The sequence below is a fragment of the Peptostreptococcus porci genome, from assembly GCF_009695815.1.
GTDB lineage: Bacteria > Bacillota > Clostridia > Peptostreptococcales > Peptostreptococcaceae > Peptostreptococcus > Peptostreptococcus porci.
This window is the reverse complement of record NZ_VUNE01000002.1, coordinates 255,776-272,164: the sequence shown is the minus strand read 5'-3', so window position 1 is coordinate 272,164 and position 16,389 is coordinate 255,776. Positions and strand designations below refer to the sequence as shown.

At 33.3% G+C, this 16,389-nt stretch carries 17 protein-coding genes; 14 read left to right on the top strand and 3 right to left on the bottom strand.

The features are described 5' to 3' along the window. The first annotated feature begins 47 nt into the window (after positions 1–47). Positions 48–248 carry a 50S ribosomal protein L31 gene (gene rpmE / locus FYJ71_RS05310; RefSeq protein ID WP_091992802.1) on the top strand — a complete coding sequence of 67 codons (201 nt, stop codon included), beginning with the start codon at positions 48–50 and terminating at the stop codon, positions 246–248. Between the two features lie 70 nt (positions 249–318). On the opposite strand, the gene prmC is transcribed toward rpmE, so the two are convergent. Then, a complete protein-coding gene (prmC, locus tag FYJ71_RS05305; RefSeq protein WP_154537780.1) occupies positions 319–1,227 on the bottom strand; it encodes a peptide chain release factor N(5)-glutamine methyltransferase in 909 nt (302 codons plus the stop codon). 155 nt (positions 1,228–1,382) lie between these two features. On the opposite strand from prmC, the gene FYJ71_RS05300 reads away from it, so the two are divergent. Next, the gene (locus FYJ71_RS05300; protein ID WP_154537779.1) at positions 1,383–2,099 is read left to right on the top strand and encodes an AzlC family ABC transporter permease; all 717 of its coding nucleotides are present in this window, start codon (positions 1,383–1,385) and stop codon (positions 2,097–2,099) included. Continuing rightward, positions 2,089–2,427 carry an AzlD domain-containing protein gene (locus FYJ71_RS05295; protein ID WP_235899074.1) on the top strand — a complete coding sequence of 113 codons (339 nt, stop codon included), beginning with the start codon at positions 2,089–2,091 and terminating at the stop codon, positions 2,425–2,427. Before FYJ71_RS05300 ends, FYJ71_RS05295 begins: the two co-directional genes overlap by 11 nt. A gap of 97 nt (positions 2,428–2,524) precedes the next feature. Here the strand turns inward: FYJ71_RS05295 and FYJ71_RS05290 are convergent, their stop codons facing one another. Beyond that, positions 2,525–2,908: a hypothetical protein gene (locus FYJ71_RS05290; RefSeq protein WP_207707221.1), complete on the bottom strand. Its 384-nt coding sequence runs from the start codon at positions 2,906–2,908 to the stop codon at positions 2,525–2,527. Positions 2,909–2,934: 26 nt separating this feature from the next. Between FYJ71_RS05290 and FYJ71_RS05285 the strand changes: the two genes are divergently transcribed. From FYJ71_RS05285 to FYJ71_RS05265, 5 genes are all read left to right on the top strand, one after another. Next, entirely contained in the window at positions 2,935–3,630 is a 696-nt protein-coding gene (locus FYJ71_RS05285) for an MFS transporter (RefSeq protein WP_328597748.1), read from the top strand. A gap of 17 nt (positions 3,631–3,647) precedes the next feature. Further along, entirely contained in the window at positions 3,648–4,409 is a 762-nt protein-coding gene (aroD, locus tag FYJ71_RS05280; protein WP_154537778.1) for a type I 3-dehydroquinate dehydratase, read from the top strand. Positions 4,410–4,530: 121 nt separating this feature from the next. After that, the gene (locus tag FYJ71_RS05275) at positions 4,531–5,016 is read left to right on the top strand and encodes a TRAP transporter small permease (protein ID WP_154537777.1); all 486 of its coding nucleotides are present in this window, start codon (positions 4,531–4,533) and stop codon (positions 5,014–5,016) included. A gap of 21 nt (positions 5,017–5,037) precedes the next feature. Continuing rightward, on the top strand, positions 5,038–6,327 hold the full coding sequence (locus FYJ71_RS05270; RefSeq protein ID WP_154537776.1) for a TRAP transporter large permease: 1,290 nt from the start codon (positions 5,038–5,040) through the stop codon (positions 6,325–6,327). 17 nt (positions 6,328–6,344) lie between these two features. Continuing rightward, a complete protein-coding gene (locus tag FYJ71_RS05265) occupies positions 6,345–7,334 on the top strand; it encodes a TRAP transporter substrate-binding protein (protein WP_154537775.1) in 990 nt (329 codons plus the stop codon). A gap of 109 nt (positions 7,335–7,443) precedes the next feature. On the opposite strand, the gene FYJ71_RS05260 is transcribed toward FYJ71_RS05265, so the two are convergent. Further along, the gene (locus FYJ71_RS05260) at positions 7,444–8,097 is read right to left on the bottom strand and encodes a TIGR01906 family membrane protein (protein ID WP_154537774.1); all 654 of its coding nucleotides are present in this window, start codon (positions 8,095–8,097) and stop codon (positions 7,444–7,446) included. Positions 8,098–8,375: 278 nt separating this feature from the next. Here FYJ71_RS05260 and hemC point away from each other — a divergent pair, with 278 nt between their 5' ends. The 6 genes from hemC to FYJ71_RS05230 are packed head-to-tail and all read left to right on the top strand — an operon-like array spanning position 8,376 to position 16,078. Beyond that, positions 8,376–9,305 carry a hydroxymethylbilane synthase gene (hemC, locus tag FYJ71_RS05255; RefSeq protein ID WP_154537773.1) on the top strand — a complete coding sequence of 310 codons (930 nt, stop codon included), beginning with the start codon at positions 8,376–8,378 and terminating at the stop codon, positions 9,303–9,305. Between the two features lies 1 nt (position 9,306). After that, positions 9,307–10,809 (top strand): uroporphyrinogen-III C-methyltransferase, encoded by a 1,503-nt coding sequence (gene cobA, locus FYJ71_RS05250; protein ID WP_154537772.1) that lies wholly within the window; start codon positions 9,307–9,309, stop codon positions 10,807–10,809. Between the two features lie 36 nt (positions 10,810–10,845). After that, a complete protein-coding gene (gene hemB, locus FYJ71_RS05245) occupies positions 10,846–11,811 on the top strand; it encodes a porphobilinogen synthase (RefSeq protein WP_154537771.1) in 966 nt (321 codons plus the stop codon). Between the two features lie 3 nt (positions 11,812–11,814). After that, positions 11,815–12,303 (top strand): precorrin-2 dehydrogenase/sirohydrochlorin ferrochelatase family protein, encoded by a 489-nt coding sequence (locus FYJ71_RS05240; RefSeq protein WP_154537770.1) that lies wholly within the window; start codon positions 11,815–11,817, stop codon positions 12,301–12,303. Further along, the gene (locus FYJ71_RS05235) at positions 12,300–14,627 is read left to right on the top strand and encodes an ATP-dependent helicase (protein WP_154537769.1); all 2,328 of its coding nucleotides are present in this window, start codon (positions 12,300–12,302) and stop codon (positions 14,625–14,627) included. Before FYJ71_RS05240 ends, FYJ71_RS05235 begins: the two co-directional genes overlap by 4 nt. Further along, on the top strand, positions 14,627–16,078 hold the full coding sequence (locus tag FYJ71_RS05230; RefSeq protein ID WP_154537768.1) for a M18 family aminopeptidase: 1,452 nt from the start codon (positions 14,627–14,629) through the stop codon (positions 16,076–16,078). Before FYJ71_RS05235 ends, FYJ71_RS05230 begins: the two co-directional genes overlap by 1 nt. Positions 16,079–16,389: the final 311 nt, after the last annotated feature.

The following is a 16,389-nucleotide window of genomic DNA, read 5'->3' as shown; positions in this document are numbered from 1 at the left end:
TGGATTATGATATTCCAATAAAACGAATAAAAAGGGGTGAAACATTAATGCAAAAAGATATACAGCCAAATTACAAAGAAGTAGAAGTAAGATGTGCTTGCGGTAATACTTTTATGGCAGGTTCGACAAAAGACGAAATTAAGGTTGAAATCTGTTCAGAATGCCATCCTTTCTATACTGGAAAACAGAAGAATATTGAAAAGGGCGGAAGAATTGATAAATTTAAAAAGAGATTCAACATGGAATAATCTTTTTTTAATTAATTTGTACTTAAATTCGAATTTACGTATAAAAAAAGCAACTGTAACGTTGCTTTTTTTATTTGCGTAATTTCCCACAAACCAATCGATTGAATCCTTGTAAATCTTTTTTTAAATAAATGTCCACAAATCCATTAGTTTTCATAAAGCTCTTGATTTCATCTGCCTGATCATGTCCGGACTCAAAAAAAAGTAAACCATTGTTTTTTAGGTATTTTGATGATTCCAATATTATTTCTTTATAGAAATTCATTCCATCATTTCCGCCGGATAGTGCCAAGATTGGCTCGTAATCCTTGACATCAGGGGATAAAGTCTGTATATCGGCTTCAGGTATATATGGAGGATTGGAAACAATTATATCAAACATATCATGCATATTATCAAATTCTGGCGATTTAAATAAATCAGATTCAAGTAGCTGGATATTACCATAGTTTGAAATGTTTCCGAGTATTCTTTCTAGATTAATATTTGAAACATTCAGTGCTCCTTTTGAAATATCGACTCCCACGAATTTACATCTATAGAAGAAATCACTAGAATAATCGGACATACTGCTGGCAATGCTTAATAATATGGCTCCAGACCCAACACACATATCCATGACATTCAATTCCTCTGCATTATTATACTTATCGAAAATAGTGTCAATCACGTCCTCGACTATTATTTCAGTATCCGGTCTTGGTATAAGTACATTTTCATCAACATAAAAATCATGACCCATAAATTCCTTGTTGTTTATAATATAAGCCACAGGAACTGATTTAAGTCTTTTGTTAAACATATTTTCAAATTCTAGAAAATCATTATCCGACATTTCATTATCGTGGCTCAAAATAAGCTTTATTTTATCATCAAATTTCAAAATATGAGAAATCAAGACCTCTACATCAAGACGGGGGGTAGGGCTGATTCCCGTTAATTTTTCACTGTATATAGATATTATTTCGGAAATTTTCATAAATAATACTGTCTCCTAATCTTTAATAATAATTACAATAATATAGCGATATTATTATACCATATATTGAATAATACTTCCAAAACGTGTAAAATAATATTCAAGATACAATTTATTTTTATTTTATTATTTAGGATTTGGAAAGTGGATGGTTTATGAATAAAATTAAAAGAGCTTTTTGGACTTCTTTTCCGATAGCATTTGGATATATTTCACTTGGATTTATCGGAGGTGCACTAATTCAAAAGAGTGGATTTAACGTATTAGACGTTTTTTTATTGTCGCTATTGGTATTCTCTGGAAGTGCGGTATTTATATCGGCTAATATGCTGGCAGCTGGTATATATCCACAAATATCACTTTATGTTGCTATTACAATTATAGTGACAAGCTTGAGGAATATAATGTATAGCTCCTCATTGGCTAATGATGTCAAGGATTTAAAGGGATGGAGAAAAATAGTTTTTGCACAATATGTAACTGACGAGACTTTTGCTATAAACAAAATGATGTTTGAAGGAAATTCTGATTGGGATAGTGATTTAGCATTATATGTCAATATATTTGCCTGTATTTACGGGCTGATTGGAAATATTCTTGGATGTGTATTTGGTCAAATGATAAATATACCTATTGACTTGGGGTTCTTTATGATGTCTAGTATGTTTATCGTTCTTACAGTTTTGAGAATAAAGGATAAAGCTGACGTAATTATGCTCCTAATATCCATTGTAATTTCTTTTGTGGTATTGAGTATTTATCAGGGTGGATTAGACTTGGTGATAATTGCCTTGATAGTGACGACTATAGGGTATTTCCTTGACAAAAAGTATAAGTCAAACAATGGAAGGATGTGTGATAATGATGAGTAGCTCCGTATTGAAACTCGGAATAATTTTGATATCATTTGTAGGCTTGTTTGCAATGAGATATATTCCGTTTGTACTAATTGGCGGAAAAGGTACTTCTGAGGAATTTGAACGATTTATAAAATATATCCCTTTGGGGGTATTTGTGGCAATAATTGTAAAAGATATTTTTTACAAGGATGGAGCACTATTTTTATCGCCGGAGAATTTTAAAATTATTCCATTACTGATAGTGAGTGCAATTTCTTATAAATTTAAAAACATAGGTTTGTCTGTTGTGTCAGGCGGAATAATTATTTTTATATTTATGAAGCTAAATGGATTGATATGATAAAAAGCATTGATTTTTTTATAAAAAACTACCCACTTAAAAATAAATAAGTGGGTAGTTTTCTATTAACTTTGTCAACATTATTTGACAAAAATCATTATATATAGTTTCTTTTTAGAAGTGTATTTATTATATTTCTACCTTCTTCAGTTCCATCGATTATTCTTCTGGCTCTCATAGAGTCTCCAATGTTCATTATTTCAATTGTGTTGTCATCTTCAAATGCACTCTTGATATCAGCCAAAACTGGATGTTCAGCCTTCATTCCAAGACATACGAAACCATAGTCGAATTCTAAATCTTCTATTCCATTAACAGTTTCAACGACGAATCTATCATCCTTTACTTCTTTTAGAGCAGTATTTGGCATTTGAACAACATTATGCTTTTTCATCAATGTCTGTAAATCAACCTTTGATACAGGATCTATTCCAGCACCAATAACTGGCATCATCTCAACTATTTTAACATCAGCACCCACTCAACAAAATTCCATATTCTTCGTTGATGTATGGATGTGCAATTGCATTATTTGTAATAGGAGTATTGGTTACAAGAATTAAGCTACCAAATAGCAATAATTCTGGTTCTGCTGCAAAGGCATCATTGATTGAAAATATAAAGAATACAAAATTTACAAAAGAGAGTTTGGCGCTTATTGCTATAGGATTTACTTGTACAGCGACTTTCCAGCTTTGGCTAAACTGTGCACAGAAATTCGGTACAGAAGTTGCGGGAATGCAAAATGTTGGACAGATGCAGATATGGTATTCTGTGGGTACGTTGGTTGCAATAGGATTGACATCTGTATTGGTAAACAAAATAAAAGAGGTTAGATTCCTATTTGTATACCCATTGATTTCTTTGTGTATGTTAGTAATAGTATTGCTAGTTAAAACTCCAGCTATTTGCATTATAGGTTCATTTGTTATAGGATATGCTGCTTCTGGTGGTGTTCTTCAGTTGGCGACTGCCACAGTAAACAATTTGTTCCCAAATATAAAGGGTACGATAACAAGTATAATAATGATAGCATCAAGTTTATCAAATTACACTATTTTGACATTGGCTGGTAAAATCGGCGAAACTAGTGGACCACAGTCTGTAATGCTATTGAATATTGTAATTACAGCAATTGGTGTATTATTGGCGATTTTAGTAAATTTGAGATACTCAAAATTGGAAAACTCTGTTAAAATGTAGTTATAGAGAGGTAAAAAATGAAAACAGTAAAAGTTAGAAATATAGAAATAGGAGCTGGAAAGCCAAAGATTTGTGTACCGATTGTAGGCAAAACCTTCGATGAAATAATTGAATCAGCGAAAAATATCGTTGGTGTTGGTGCTGATTTGGTCGAATGGAGAGTCGACTGGTACGAGAATATTTTTGATATTGAAAAGACAATTGAAACTGCAAAGAAGCTTAAAGAAGTATTAGGAGATACTCCAATTCTTTTCACATTTAGAACTTCAAAAGAAGGCGGGGAAAAGTCAATTGCAACAGAAGATTATGTGAATCTTAACTGCAAGGTCGCTTCCTCTAAAGTGGTTGATCTTGTTGATGTTGAGGTATTTACAGGAGATGATGAGGTAAGGGAGATCGTCAAGGTGGCTCATGAAAATGGCGTTTTCGTCGTTGGTTCAAATCACGATTTTGATAAGACTCCGGAGAAAAATGATATCATTTCTAGGTTGGAAAAGATGCAGGAGTTGGATGTTGATATTCCAAAGATTGCAGTAATGCCAAATTCAAAAAGAGATGTATTAACACTTCTTATGGCAACAGAAGAAATGGCTTCTGACAAGGCAGATAGACCGATTGTTACAATGTCAATGAAGGGTATGGGATCTATCAGTAGAATCTGTGGAGAAGTTTTTGGTTCTTCTATAACGTTTGGAACAGTTGGAAAAGCGTCTGCTCCAGGACAGATAGACGTTGAAAATCTGTCTACAGCGATGGATATTATTCACGACAGTCTTTAATATACATTTGAAAATAGCTAGCCTCTTAGTTGATAATTATGTAGCTTTATCTATTTGAGGATAGCTATTTTCACATATAAAAATGTGTTGGATAGGTTAATTTGATTGATGAGGTATGGTTATGAAAAAGATATTGCCTGATAAGCTTGAAGAATTGCTTTTGGTGTTTTTTCTTGGAATGATGACAATTGTTCTTGGTATGCAGATTGTATCAAGATATATTGTAGGTAATTCTTTGAGTTGGTCTGAAGAACTGGTTAGGTATTTGTTCATTTGGTCGGCTTTTATTGGTGTACCCTACTGCATAAAGCTAGGTTCATCATTAAAGGTGTTGAAGTTTATTGAATTTTTACCAATGAGATTACAAAAAACGATACTATTTATTGATAGAATAATATTATTTTTATTCTTTATGCTTATGTTGTATTTTTCAATTATGGTCGTAAGGGAAAGTTTTGTATCTGGGCAAACTAGTCCGGCTTTAGGAGTACCAATCTGGTTGGTCTACCTATCTGTTGTTGTCGGTTCTTTTTTGTCGGTATGTAGAGTGGTGGAAAAGATTATTGAATCTGCAAATAATGTCGATTCAAAAGCAGATAGTTTTTAATTTAGAAAAAGGACGTTGATTATGAATTTGCAAATTGTGTCGATTTTATTCGTTATTTTTTTAATAATTGGAATACCAATTGGAGTTGTATTATGTATTACAAGTATGGTACCAAATTTTATTAATCCTCTATTTCCAGCAGATCCACAGTATCTGGTTAGAGCGATGATCAGTGGTGTAAATAGCTTTCCAATATTGGCAGTTCCTATGTTTATTTTTTCTGGAAATATTATGGCAAAGGGGAAAATATCGGAAAAGATTTTCGACTTTTTCTCATATTTTGTAGTAGATAAGACTGCAGGACTTCCTATTGCAGTAATTATTACTTGTATGTTCTACGGTGCCATATCTGGATCTGGGCCAGCGACAACTGCCGCAGTTGGAACGATGACTATTCCAATATTAGCAAAGGCTGGATATAAAAAGGATTTTTCCACTGCACTTGTAGCAGTGGCTGGTGGAATTGGAGTAATTATTCCCCCATCAATTCCGTTTATTTTTTATGGACAGGCTTCTGGGGTATCCATTTCAAAGCTCTTTATGGCAGGAATAATTCCAGGATTGCTTATTGGATTTTCTCTGATGGTTTATTCGTGGATATACTCTAAGAAGAACGGAGAGGATAAAGAGCTTATTTTGAAATACAAAAAAGAATTGACAGAGTCAGGCTTAAAAAGAATATTTTTTGATAGCGTATTATCTCTACTTTGCCCGATAATAGTATTAGGCTCAATTTATACAGGAATCGCATCGCCTACTGAAGCAGCAGTGATTTCAGTATTTTATTCGATTATCCTGTCATTGATTGTGTATAAGTCGATTGGGATAAAGGATTTGTGGGAGATAATGGTCGAGACAGTGAGAACCTATTCTACAATACTATTTATTATTGCTGCGGCTATAGCTTTTTCAAGAGTTCTTATATTTTTAAAGGTTCCAGACATTATTTCTACTCAGATAACGTCAGTAGTATCAAGTAAGATTGCATTGTTGATTCTGGTTAATCTTTTGTTATTGATGGTTGGAATGATAATGGATACCACGCCAGCAATTTTGGTACTAACACCAATTTTGTTGCCAATAGTCTCAAGATTTGGAGTTGATCCTATTCAATTTGGTATAATTATGGTTGTAAACCTTGCAATTGGCTTTGTAACACCGCCACTTGGGGTAAATCTTTTTGTGGCTAGTACAATTTCAGATGTAAAAATGTCTGATATAGTCAGTAGGTCAGTGCCGTTTATAATTTCTTTTTTAGTTGTTTTGTTGGCGATAACATTTATTCCAGCTTTGAGTATGATAGCGATATAGAGTCGTTGGAGGTATGGATGATTAGAAAAAATTATAATATTATTATATTGATGCTACTAATACTCTTTGTTATAGGGGTTATTAAGTTAAGTGAAAAAAATGTTCCTGACAGAAGGAGTGAATATATAAAAAAAGAAGACGTGTTGGAGCTGTATGCCGGCTGTGATTCAGGAGAAAGTACTGTTACAGCAATGTTTATGAATGATTTTGCAAGGCGAGTGAAGGAAAAATCAAATGGCAAAATTGTGATAGATACATATAGTGATTCCAAAATAGGTGGTGATAGTGAATTATTAGAAGCCTGTCAATCTGGAAATATAAGCTTCGTGTTTCAGACGACAGCACCTCAGTTTTCATTAATTCCAGAAACTGCAATATTTGATATACCGATGAAATTTGATAGCTTGGAAGGTGCTAGGCGAGAGATTGATGAAAAAATTCTCGATAAATTGAAGCCATATTACAGAGAAAAAAACTTGGAGCTTTTGGGAATTGCAGATCAAGGTTTTAGAGAGATGACATCGAATAAAAAAATAAATAGCTTTGAGGATTTTAAAGGTGTTAAAATAAGGACAATGGAAAACAAAAACCATATTAAATTTTGGAAAAGCTTGGGAGCAAACCCAACACCGATGTCATATTCGGAAGTATATATTGGGTTGCAGCAGGGAACGATAGATGCACAAGAAAATCCATTGGAGGCGATTATTACACCGAGATTTTATGAACAGCAAGATTATTTGATAATGACAAACCATCTTTTACATCCAGTTACCTGTGTAGCATCGAGGGAATTGATGAATAGTCTTTCAGCAGAATATAGGAAAATTATTGAAGATTCGATATCTGAGTCTGTTGTTTGGGCAAGGAATAAAACAGATTCACTTTTAAAAGAAAGGATTCAGACTATAATTGATAGTGGAACACAAATTATTAATATCGATGAAAAAACAAGGAAAATTATGATAGAAAAGGGAGAACTCATAGGAAGAGAAATATCCGATTAAATGCGGAGAGCTGCCTCATAAGAGTCTAAATAAGGCATACCCACACATTTTTCGCGTATGAAAATGAATGTAGAGTATGCCTTATTTGTGCCCTTTTTTGTTTTGTCACTTATGCTATATCATGGAGATGTTTTTTTGAATCAATGTATTTATATATGGCGAGAGCTGTAAATGAAGATCCCAAGATTATTGATAGCATAAACATAGCCTCATGAAAGAAAAACTCCTCCGGTAATATTTTTATTACAGGGTCAATCCTCTCATCAAATATCCAGTAATCATTTCTAAACAATATCTTGTGAAAAACCACAAAGCTCCCTGAAAAATTTACTATAAAAGGTATGCTTAAAATCACTGGAATAAGAATTAATTGTCTAAAAATACTTAGAAATATTTTGTGATATTTATTTTTCCAGCAATAAATTACTCCGAATGACGAAGCCAACCAAATTGCAATGTTAATCCTAATAAGCATTTGTATAATATTCCTCACTTCAACAAAATGAATTATTCCATTTTCAGATGAAGGTAGACTTGGTATTTCAAATTTAGTATTTTCAAATGAAATACTATAGTCTATTAAATAATCATAGCTTTCTTTTATTATTTCTCTTGATATCCCAGATTTTTGTGGAATGTTTAAATTGCCTATATCAAGATAGTATATTTGTTTGAAGCCAAAGACGAATACAATTATAGATATTAAAAAGGCAATTGGTATTAAATTTTTTGTATAGTATCCTATTTTGCAAATAATGTTCATAAATACCTCCCATTCTATTATCACATAATTTATTACCAAATCAAAGACACGTAGAATAAATATTACAAGACTGTAATATTATTGTTGTGTAAATATAGTTATGGTATTGTTGTTACGAAAATAATTAAGAGGTACATTTGGAAAAAACGTTCTTGTTAGTGTAACATCTGTATTGACAACTAAGACAATGAATTATTTTATTAATTTATGTATATTGAACAGTGTAAAAACTAGTGTTAAAATATTAAGGTGAGAAATTTTTTTTTGGGAGGTATTAAATGAAGCTAATTGCCGGCACTAGAGGGAGTACTTTAGCTATTGCACAGACTGAAATAGTAATGAGAAAACTGTCTGAAAAATATTCAGATTTGAGCATTGAGAAAAAAATAATAGTTACAAAGGGTGATAGAGACAAAAGTACAGCGCTTAATAAGATCGGCGATAAGGGGCTTTTTGTGAGTGAAATTGAAAAACAATTAATTGAAGGAAGTATTGATTTTGCCGTTCACAGCTATAAAGATATGCCTTCTGAAATAGATGAAAATTTGATGATTGTCGATATTCCAGATAGAAGCGATCCAAGAGATGTTTTAATAATAAATCCAAAACATAATCTTATAAACCAAGATTTGAAGGATTGGCTTGTAAACACACAAGGTCTGAGGATTGGAACTGGCAGTATAAGACGAAAATCACAGATACTTAGGATAAATAATTCAATTGAAGTTTTGGGAATAAGAGGAAATATAGAAACTAGAATTGATAAGATGATAAAAGAAGATTTGGATGGAGTAGTTTTGGCAGCTTCCGGCATAAAGCGATTGGGAAAGGATAATCTAAATATGTATTACTTTTCATATGAGGAAATGATACCATCTCCGGCTCAGGGTGCACTTGCAATTGAAATTAGGAAGGAAAGAAAGGATTTAATAAAACTTTTCTGTAGCATATCAGATGAGCTTGAAACAATAAAAGTGAAAGCTGAGAGAAGCTTTATGAAGACGATTGACGGTGGGTGTCATTCTCCAGTGGGTGCAATCTCAACTATAGACGGAGAAAAACTTAGATTGAGAGGTATTTTTGGAGACTCTGAGGGGGAAAACATAGTGATAGATGAAATTTGTGGAGAGTTGGAAAATGCTGATGAATTAGGACATAAATTGGCAGAATCGTTACTTGATAAATTGAGTTTGGATGGTGAATTTTAGTATGAGCAATAAAGTATATATTGTAGGTGCTGGACCTGGAGATTATGGACTAATCACTTTAAAAGCAGTAGAATGCATAAAAAATGCCGATGTTTTGCTTTATGATAGACTTGTAAATCCAGATTTCTTAGAGCTGAAAAAGGATACCTGTGAGGTGATATATGTTGGCAAGGAATCCAGCAATCATATTGTACCACAGGATCAGATAAATAGAATATTGATAGATAAATTTAACGAGGGCAAAACAGTCGTTAGATTGAAGGGTGGAGATCCATATGTTTTCGGAAGAGGTGGAGAAGAGGCTGAAACTCTTTATGATGAAGGCATTGAATTTGAAGTTGTGCCAGGTGTTACTTCTGCTGTAGGTGGTCTCTGTTATGCTGGGATACCGGTTACGCATAGGGATTACTCTTCATCATTTCACATTGTTACCGGTCATTCAAAAAAAGATGATCAAAATGAGATAAATTGGAGTTCTTTGGCGAAAGAAAAGGGAACATTGATTTTTCTGATGGGAATAGGAAATATTGAACATATTGTCAAGCAATTGATTGACAATGGAAAGGAACCAAATACTCCAGTAGGCTTTGTATCATGGGCGACAAGATATAATCAAAAAACAACGCTGTCGACCTTAAAGGATGCAAAGGCGTGTGTCGAGCGTGAAAATATAAAAGCTCCAACAATTTTTGTCGTTGGAGATGTTGTAAAGCTGGCTGATAAACTTAATTTTTTTGAGAAAAAGCCTCTTTTTGGAAAAAATATAGTTATAACACGATCCAGAGCCAAAAATAGCGAGCTGAGAAAAAAATTAGAAGAAAAGGGTGCCAGAGTAATCGAGATACCGACAATTGATATAAAATCTATGGAGTCATCCAAGTCAATAATAAAAAATAAAATAAACGGTATAAATGGTTACGATTATCTGGCATTCACAAGCTACAATTCGGTAAAGTATTTTTTTGATATTTTAAAATTGTATAGATTTGATTTAAGAAAGCTGGCAAATGTGAAGATTTGCAGCATTGGAGCAGCGACTACGAGGGAATTAGAAGATAGAGGCGTACTACCAGATATCACGAGTGAAAGGTTTGATGCTGTTAGTTTGGCAGGTGAAATTTCAAAAAACTCTATCGGTAAAGTTCTTTTTCCATGTTCGGAAATAGCAGGCACAGACTTGCAGAAATGTCTTGAAAATAAGGGGTTTGCTGTAGATAGAGTCGAGATTTACTCAAATAAGGTCAACTATTCAGAAAGAGAGAGAGTAGTTGATGCTTTTAGAAATTCGGATGTTGATTTTATAACATTTACAAGCTCTTCAACATTTGAAAACATGATTGAATTGATGGGGCATGAAAATATGGAGCTACTTGAGAAATGTAAGATTATTTCGATAGGGGACATTACAACAAAAACAATAAAGTCAAAGATAAGCAATAATGTATTTCAATCGAAAGAAGTGAGCATGGAGTCTATGGTTGAAAAGATGATTGAATTATTGTAAAAGTTTTATAATAAAATATTACTAGGAGATATAAGTATGAAAAGGCAAAGACGATTAAGAAAAACAGATGGTTTGAGATCTATGGTCAGAGAAACTAGATTATCAATGAGAGATTTCATCTATCCAATTTTCGTAATTGAAGGAGAGAATATAAAGAATGAAATACCAAGTATGCCAGGTGTTTTTCATTTTTCAATAGATAAGCTAGAAGATGAGATAAAAGAAATTGTCGAGCTTGGGATAAAAAGCGTATTGTTGTTTGGAGTGACAAAGTCAAAGGACTGGTGTGGCAGCTCAGGCTTTGATGATGAAGGTATTGTGCAACAGGCCGTTAGGGAGATTAAGAGAATAAACAAGGATGTAAACGTAATTACGGATGTATGTATGTGTGAGTACACTGATCATGGACATTGTGGAATACTTGATAATGACGGGTATGTGAACAACGATAAGACATTGGCATTTCTGGCAAAAATAGCTTTGAGTCATGCGAAGGCTGGCGCAGATATGGTTGCACCTTCTGATATGATGGATGGAAGAATAGGCCACATCAGAAAAGTATTAGATGAAAATGGGTTTGTTAATACGGGAATCATGGCATATAGTGCAAAGTTTGCTTCAAATTTCTATGGTCCATTTAGAGATGCAGCGGAGTCCGCACCATCATTTGGAGATAGAAAATCATATCAAATGGATCCATCAAACTATAGAGAAGCTATTCTTGAGTGTGAATACGATATTGAAGAGGGTGCAGATATTATTATGGTAAAGCCAGCCCTGTCTTATCTTGATGTAATAAAAGGAGCAAAGGATCGCTTTAATGTTCCTGTTGCTGCGTATAATGTTAGTGGTGAATATTCCATGCTGAAGCTTGCAGTAGAAAATGGATTGTTAAATGAGGATGCAATTTATGAAGCTGTCATGTCGATAAAAAGAGCAGGTGCCGACATTATTATTACATATTTTGCAAAAGATATGGCGAAGTATATTGATAAATGGTAGGTGATGAAGATGTTTTTTCCAATGATGATTGACATAGAACAAATGAAAGTATTGATTGTTGGTGGGGGGAAAATTGCTTACAGAAAGTACAATAATGTTGCAATGTATGCAAATAACATAACAATAGTCGCAAAATCTTTTAACGAGAGCTTTTTAAAAGAAGAGTTTTTGAAAGATAACAATAATGTCAAGTTATTGGAGAAAGGCTTTGAACTATCGGATTTGGACGGATATGATATGGTTTATGCTGCGACTGATGACAGGGCTTTAAATATGGCGATTAGCGAGCATTGCCATTCAAAAAAAATATTGGTAAATTCTGTTGACAATCATGAGAATTCATCGTTTATTAACATGGGTATTTTCGACTGTGAGATTGATGATGAGAAGGTGTTGATTGGCGTATCGTGTCAAGGTAAAAATCCGAAGCTGGTAAAAGCCATAAAATATCAGCTAGAGGAGTATTTTGCTAGTAGGAGGGAAAAGAGATGAATTTAGACGATTTGAATGTTGCACAGAGACAGGCTGTTGAAAGAACTGAAGGTCCAGTTCTAATTCTGGCTGGTGCTGGTTCTGGAAAAACAAAGGTTTTAACTACTAGAATTTCATATTTGGTAGAGGATAAGAATGTTAATCCGGGAAATATTCTGGCTATTACATTTACCAATAAAGCTGCAAATGAAATGAGAGAGAGAGTCGATAAGATAATAGGCGATAATTCTAGAGATATGTGGATTTCGACATTTCATTCGTGTTGTGTTAGGATTTTGAGAAAGGATATAAATAAAATCGGATATAATAGAAGCTTCGTTATTTATGATTCCTCTGACCAAGCGACATTGATCAAAGAATGTATGAAAGAGTTAGATATTAACGACAAAAAATTCGATCATAAGATGATAATTTCAAAAATATCCTCTGCAAAAGATAAGTTGATGGATCCGAAAGAGTTTGCCAGACAAGCTGGATCTGATTTCCTATTAAAAAAAATAGCTGAGGTATATGCAGTTTATCAAGAACGATTAAAGCGAAGTAGTGCACTTGATTTTGATGATTTGATTGTAAAAACTGTTGAATTGTTGAAAAGCTCTGAAGATGTTTTGGAATTTTACAGAAATAAATTCAAATATATAATGGTTGATGAATATCAGGATACATCGAGAGCACAGTATGAACTAATAAAGATGTTGGCAATGGGGCATCAAAATATTTGCGTGGTAGGTGATGACGACCAAAGTATTTATGGCTGGAGAGGTGCTGACATTAGAAATATACTTGAATTTGAAAGAGACTATGATGATGTTTTCGTAGTGAAGCTTGAGCAAAATTACAGATCTACTCAGATTATATTGGATACTGCAAATCATCTAATAGCCAATAACATAGAGAGGAAGAAAAAACGCCTTTGGAGTGAAAAGAAAGACGGCGAAAAGGTTCAGGTTAAACTTCTTAAAAATGAGGTTGAAGAAGCAAATTTTGTAGTTAATGAAATATACGAAAATTCTATAAAAACGGGTAGACCTTTTAGTGAATATGCAGTTTTATACAGAGCAAATGCACAGGCGAGAGCAGTTGAGGATGCTTTAAATAAATTCCAAATTCCATACAATATCTATGGTGGAACAAAGTTCTATGAGAGAAAGGAAATCAAGGATTTGCTGGCTTTTCTAAGAGTGATAGTAAATCCACAGGATGACATTTCAGTAAAACGAATTATTAATATACCTAGAAGAGGAATAGGGCTAAAAACAATTGAGAAGCTTGAGGATAGAGCGAGCATGATGAAGGAAAGTCTATATTCTGTGTTGCTAGATGTAGACAATAATTCTGATATTTCCACGAAGGCGAAGAAGGGAATAAACGAATTTTTGGATATGGTAGGACTTTTGAGAGCATTGAATGAGGTATACAAACCGAGTGAACTGATTGAAAAAGTTTTAGATGTAACTGGATATAAAAGTGAACTTGAATTTCAGGTTAAAAAGAATGAGAATATGCAAAATGGTAAGGCAGAGGAGGCACAAGATAGAATTGATAACTTGATGGAATTTATTTCTATTGCAATTGAATATGAAACTGGAGTGCTTAATTCTGGGGAAGAAAAAAATCTTGAAGAGTTTTTATCTGGAATATCGCTGTCTAGTGATATTGATGATGAGGATAATGATAGCATAGACAAGGTTTCTCTTATGACGATGCATTCTTCAAAGGGGTTGGAATTTCCAGTTGTATTTATTGTTGGGATGGAAGAGAATATTTTTCCGATTGCAAGAGCCATTCACAGTATGTCGGATGCAGAAATCGAAGAGGAAAGAAGGCTTTGCTATGTTGGAATTACAAGAGCAATGAAGGAATTATATTTGACATACACAGTGAGCAGAGTATTGTATGGTAAGCCTAATGTAAATAAAAAGTCAAGATTTTTGGGAGAATTGCCAGATGAAACTGTTGAGATATTGGATTCTCCAGTAAAACCAGTAGAATTTGCAGGTGCAAATTATAGTCTAATTGCAAAATACGCTGACAAATATAAAAATTCGATGAATCTCGAAAGTGCAAAATCAATCGGAGCGAAAATAAAAAAAGAAAAAGATTATGATGCGATGAATGTCGCTTGTGGTGAAGGTGCAGGCTATGATTCATATGATTCAAGCAAAATACCTAGATTAAAGAAAGGCTCTGTTGTCAGACATCCAAAGTTTGGCGATGGTGTAGTGGTGTCTAAATTAGGCGCCGATGTGACGATAGCTTTTAACAGCAAGGGAATAAAGAAGATAAATTTGGAATATAATACAATTGAGGTGAAGAAATACTGATGAATAGAGAGGATTTTTTGGTAGATCGAGAAAATATATTGATTAATCAAGAAGAAATAGCTTTGGCTGAGCAGTTGGTTGAGTTCATCAACAACAGCCCTACTCCATACAATGTGGTCGATAATTTAAAAAAAGAGTTATCAGAGGCTGGGTTTGATAAGCTAGAAACATTTGATGAATGGAAGATAGAAAATGGTGGTAGATACTATCTGGAAGTAAACTCATCGTCTATCATTTCATTTGTTGTTGAAGAAACTATTGGAAATACAAGCTTTAGAATAATTGGAAGCCATAGTGACTCACCGTGCTTTAAAATAAAACCAAAATCTGAGATAAAGATAGATGGTGGAATCAAGCTGAGCGTAGAATCCTATGGTGGAATGATTATTAGCTCTTGGCTTGATAGACCACTGGCTATTGCAGGGCGAGTTTTCGTAAAAAATGCTGAAAATTATTTTCATCCGAAGGAATATATAATAAATATAAAAAAGCCACTGTGTATTATCCCAAATTTGGCAATACATATGAATCCAAATGTAAATACAGGATTGGAATATAATAAGCAAAGTGATGTTATGCCACTTGTTTTAGAAACAGGAGAAAGAATAGACAGTGAGGATTATATAAGAGAAATTATCTCTGAGGATATAAGACTAAAATACGGTGATGCTGTAGCAATTGACGAAATAGTTGATTTTGAGCTATTTTTATACGAATATGAAGCTGGTAATATAATTGGATCAAAAGGGGAGTATCTGTCTTGTTCAAGATTGGATAATCTTGCGAGTGTCTATCCAAGCATCAAATCACTGATAAAATATTCTCAAAATAAACTAAGATTTTCTTCCTTAGATAATAAAGAACTTGATGAAAATAGGAGAAAAAATAACGAAAAAAACCATGACAACTTAAAAAAGTCATATTCTATAAAAATGGCAGTTGCATTTAACCACGAGGAAGTCGGAAGTATGTCGGGCGAGGGTGCAGACTCTAATATATTGGCGAATGTGATGGAGAGAATTATTCTTGCATTGGGAAATGGGAGAGAGGAGTTCCTAAGATGCTTGCATTCTTCATTTATGATATCGGCGGATCTTTCTCATGCAGTACATCCAAATAAACCGGAAAAATCTGATTCAAATCATAAGTTGATATTCGGCAATGGACCTGCAATCAAGGCTCATGCTGGCAAAGCATATGCAACGGATTCATTTTCGGCATCGGTAATTAAATTGATTTGCGATGACAAAAATATTAAATATCAAATTTTTGTAAATCGTTCTGATATGAGAAGTGGTGCGACGATAGGCTCAATTGTTTCATCAAAGGTAATAATGCCTGTTGTAGATATTGGTATGCCGATACTGTCGATGCATTCAATTAGAGAGCTTGGAATGATAAAGGACTATGTGGAATATTATAATCTTATGGCAGCTTTCTATGAAAAATAGTCAAATAGATAATAAAATAATATTGTTTTAACATTGAACTTGTGTAGAATATTTACGATATAATACACAAGTTTTATTGTTGAAAATGAAAAAAATTAGAAAAAAAATATTTTTTTGAAAAACTGCTGAACACGTTGTATTTTATATGTTTTCAATATGTATATACGTGTAAAAAATAACAATAATAAGCACCTTAATAAAAAAAGTATGCTAACCTTTTCAAAATTTATGTTATAATAATATTAAGGTTATTGTTTGGTCTTAATAAAAAGATTAAAGATAACAAATAAAAAATGAATAGAAGAGGTGAA

Bases quoted from the DNA above. Each gene is read 5' to 3' on its own strand.
- rpmE (WP_091992802.1), top strand. From the start codon at position 48: ATGCAAAAAGATATACAGCCAAATTACAAAGAAGTAGAAGTAAGATGT.
- prmC (WP_154537780.1), bottom strand. From the start codon at position 1,227: ATGAAAATTTCCGAAATAATATCTATATACAGTGAAAAATTAACGGGA.
- FYJ71_RS05300 (WP_154537779.1), top strand. From the start codon at position 1,383: ATGAATAAAATTAAAAGAGCTTTTTGGACTTCTTTTCCGATAGCATTT.
- FYJ71_RS05295 (WP_235899074.1), top strand. From the start codon at position 2,089: ATGATGAGTAGCTCCGTATTGAAACTCGGAATAATTTTGATATCATTT.
- FYJ71_RS05285 (WP_328597748.1), top strand. From the start codon at position 2,935: ATGTATGGATGTGCAATTGCATTATTTGTAATAGGAGTATTGGTTACA.
- aroD (WP_154537778.1), top strand. From the start codon at position 3,648: ATGAAAACAGTAAAAGTTAGAAATATAGAAATAGGAGCTGGAAAGCCA.
- FYJ71_RS05275 (WP_154537777.1), top strand. From the start codon at position 4,531: ATGAAAAAGATATTGCCTGATAAGCTTGAAGAATTGCTTTTGGTGTTT.
- FYJ71_RS05270 (WP_154537776.1), top strand. From the start codon at position 5,038: ATGAATTTGCAAATTGTGTCGATTTTATTCGTTATTTTTTTAATAATT.
- FYJ71_RS05265 (WP_154537775.1), top strand. From the start codon at position 6,345: ATGATTAGAAAAAATTATAATATTATTATATTGATGCTACTAATACTC.
- FYJ71_RS05260 (WP_154537774.1), bottom strand. From the start codon at position 8,097: ATGAACATTATTTGCAAAATAGGATACTATACAAAAAATTTAATACCA.
- hemC (WP_154537773.1), top strand. From the start codon at position 8,376: ATGAAGCTAATTGCCGGCACTAGAGGGAGTACTTTAGCTATTGCACAG.
- cobA (WP_154537772.1), top strand. From the start codon at position 9,307: ATGAGCAATAAAGTATATATTGTAGGTGCTGGACCTGGAGATTATGGA.
- hemB (WP_154537771.1), top strand. From the start codon at position 10,846: ATGAAAAGGCAAAGACGATTAAGAAAAACAGATGGTTTGAGATCTATG.
- FYJ71_RS05240 (WP_154537770.1), top strand. From the start codon at position 11,815: ATGAAGATGTTTTTTCCAATGATGATTGACATAGAACAAATGAAAGTA.
- FYJ71_RS05235 (WP_154537769.1), top strand. From the start codon at position 12,300: ATGAATTTAGACGATTTGAATGTTGCACAGAGACAGGCTGTTGAAAGA.
- FYJ71_RS05230 (WP_154537768.1), top strand. From the start codon at position 14,627: ATGAATAGAGAGGATTTTTTGGTAGATCGAGAAAATATATTGATTAAT.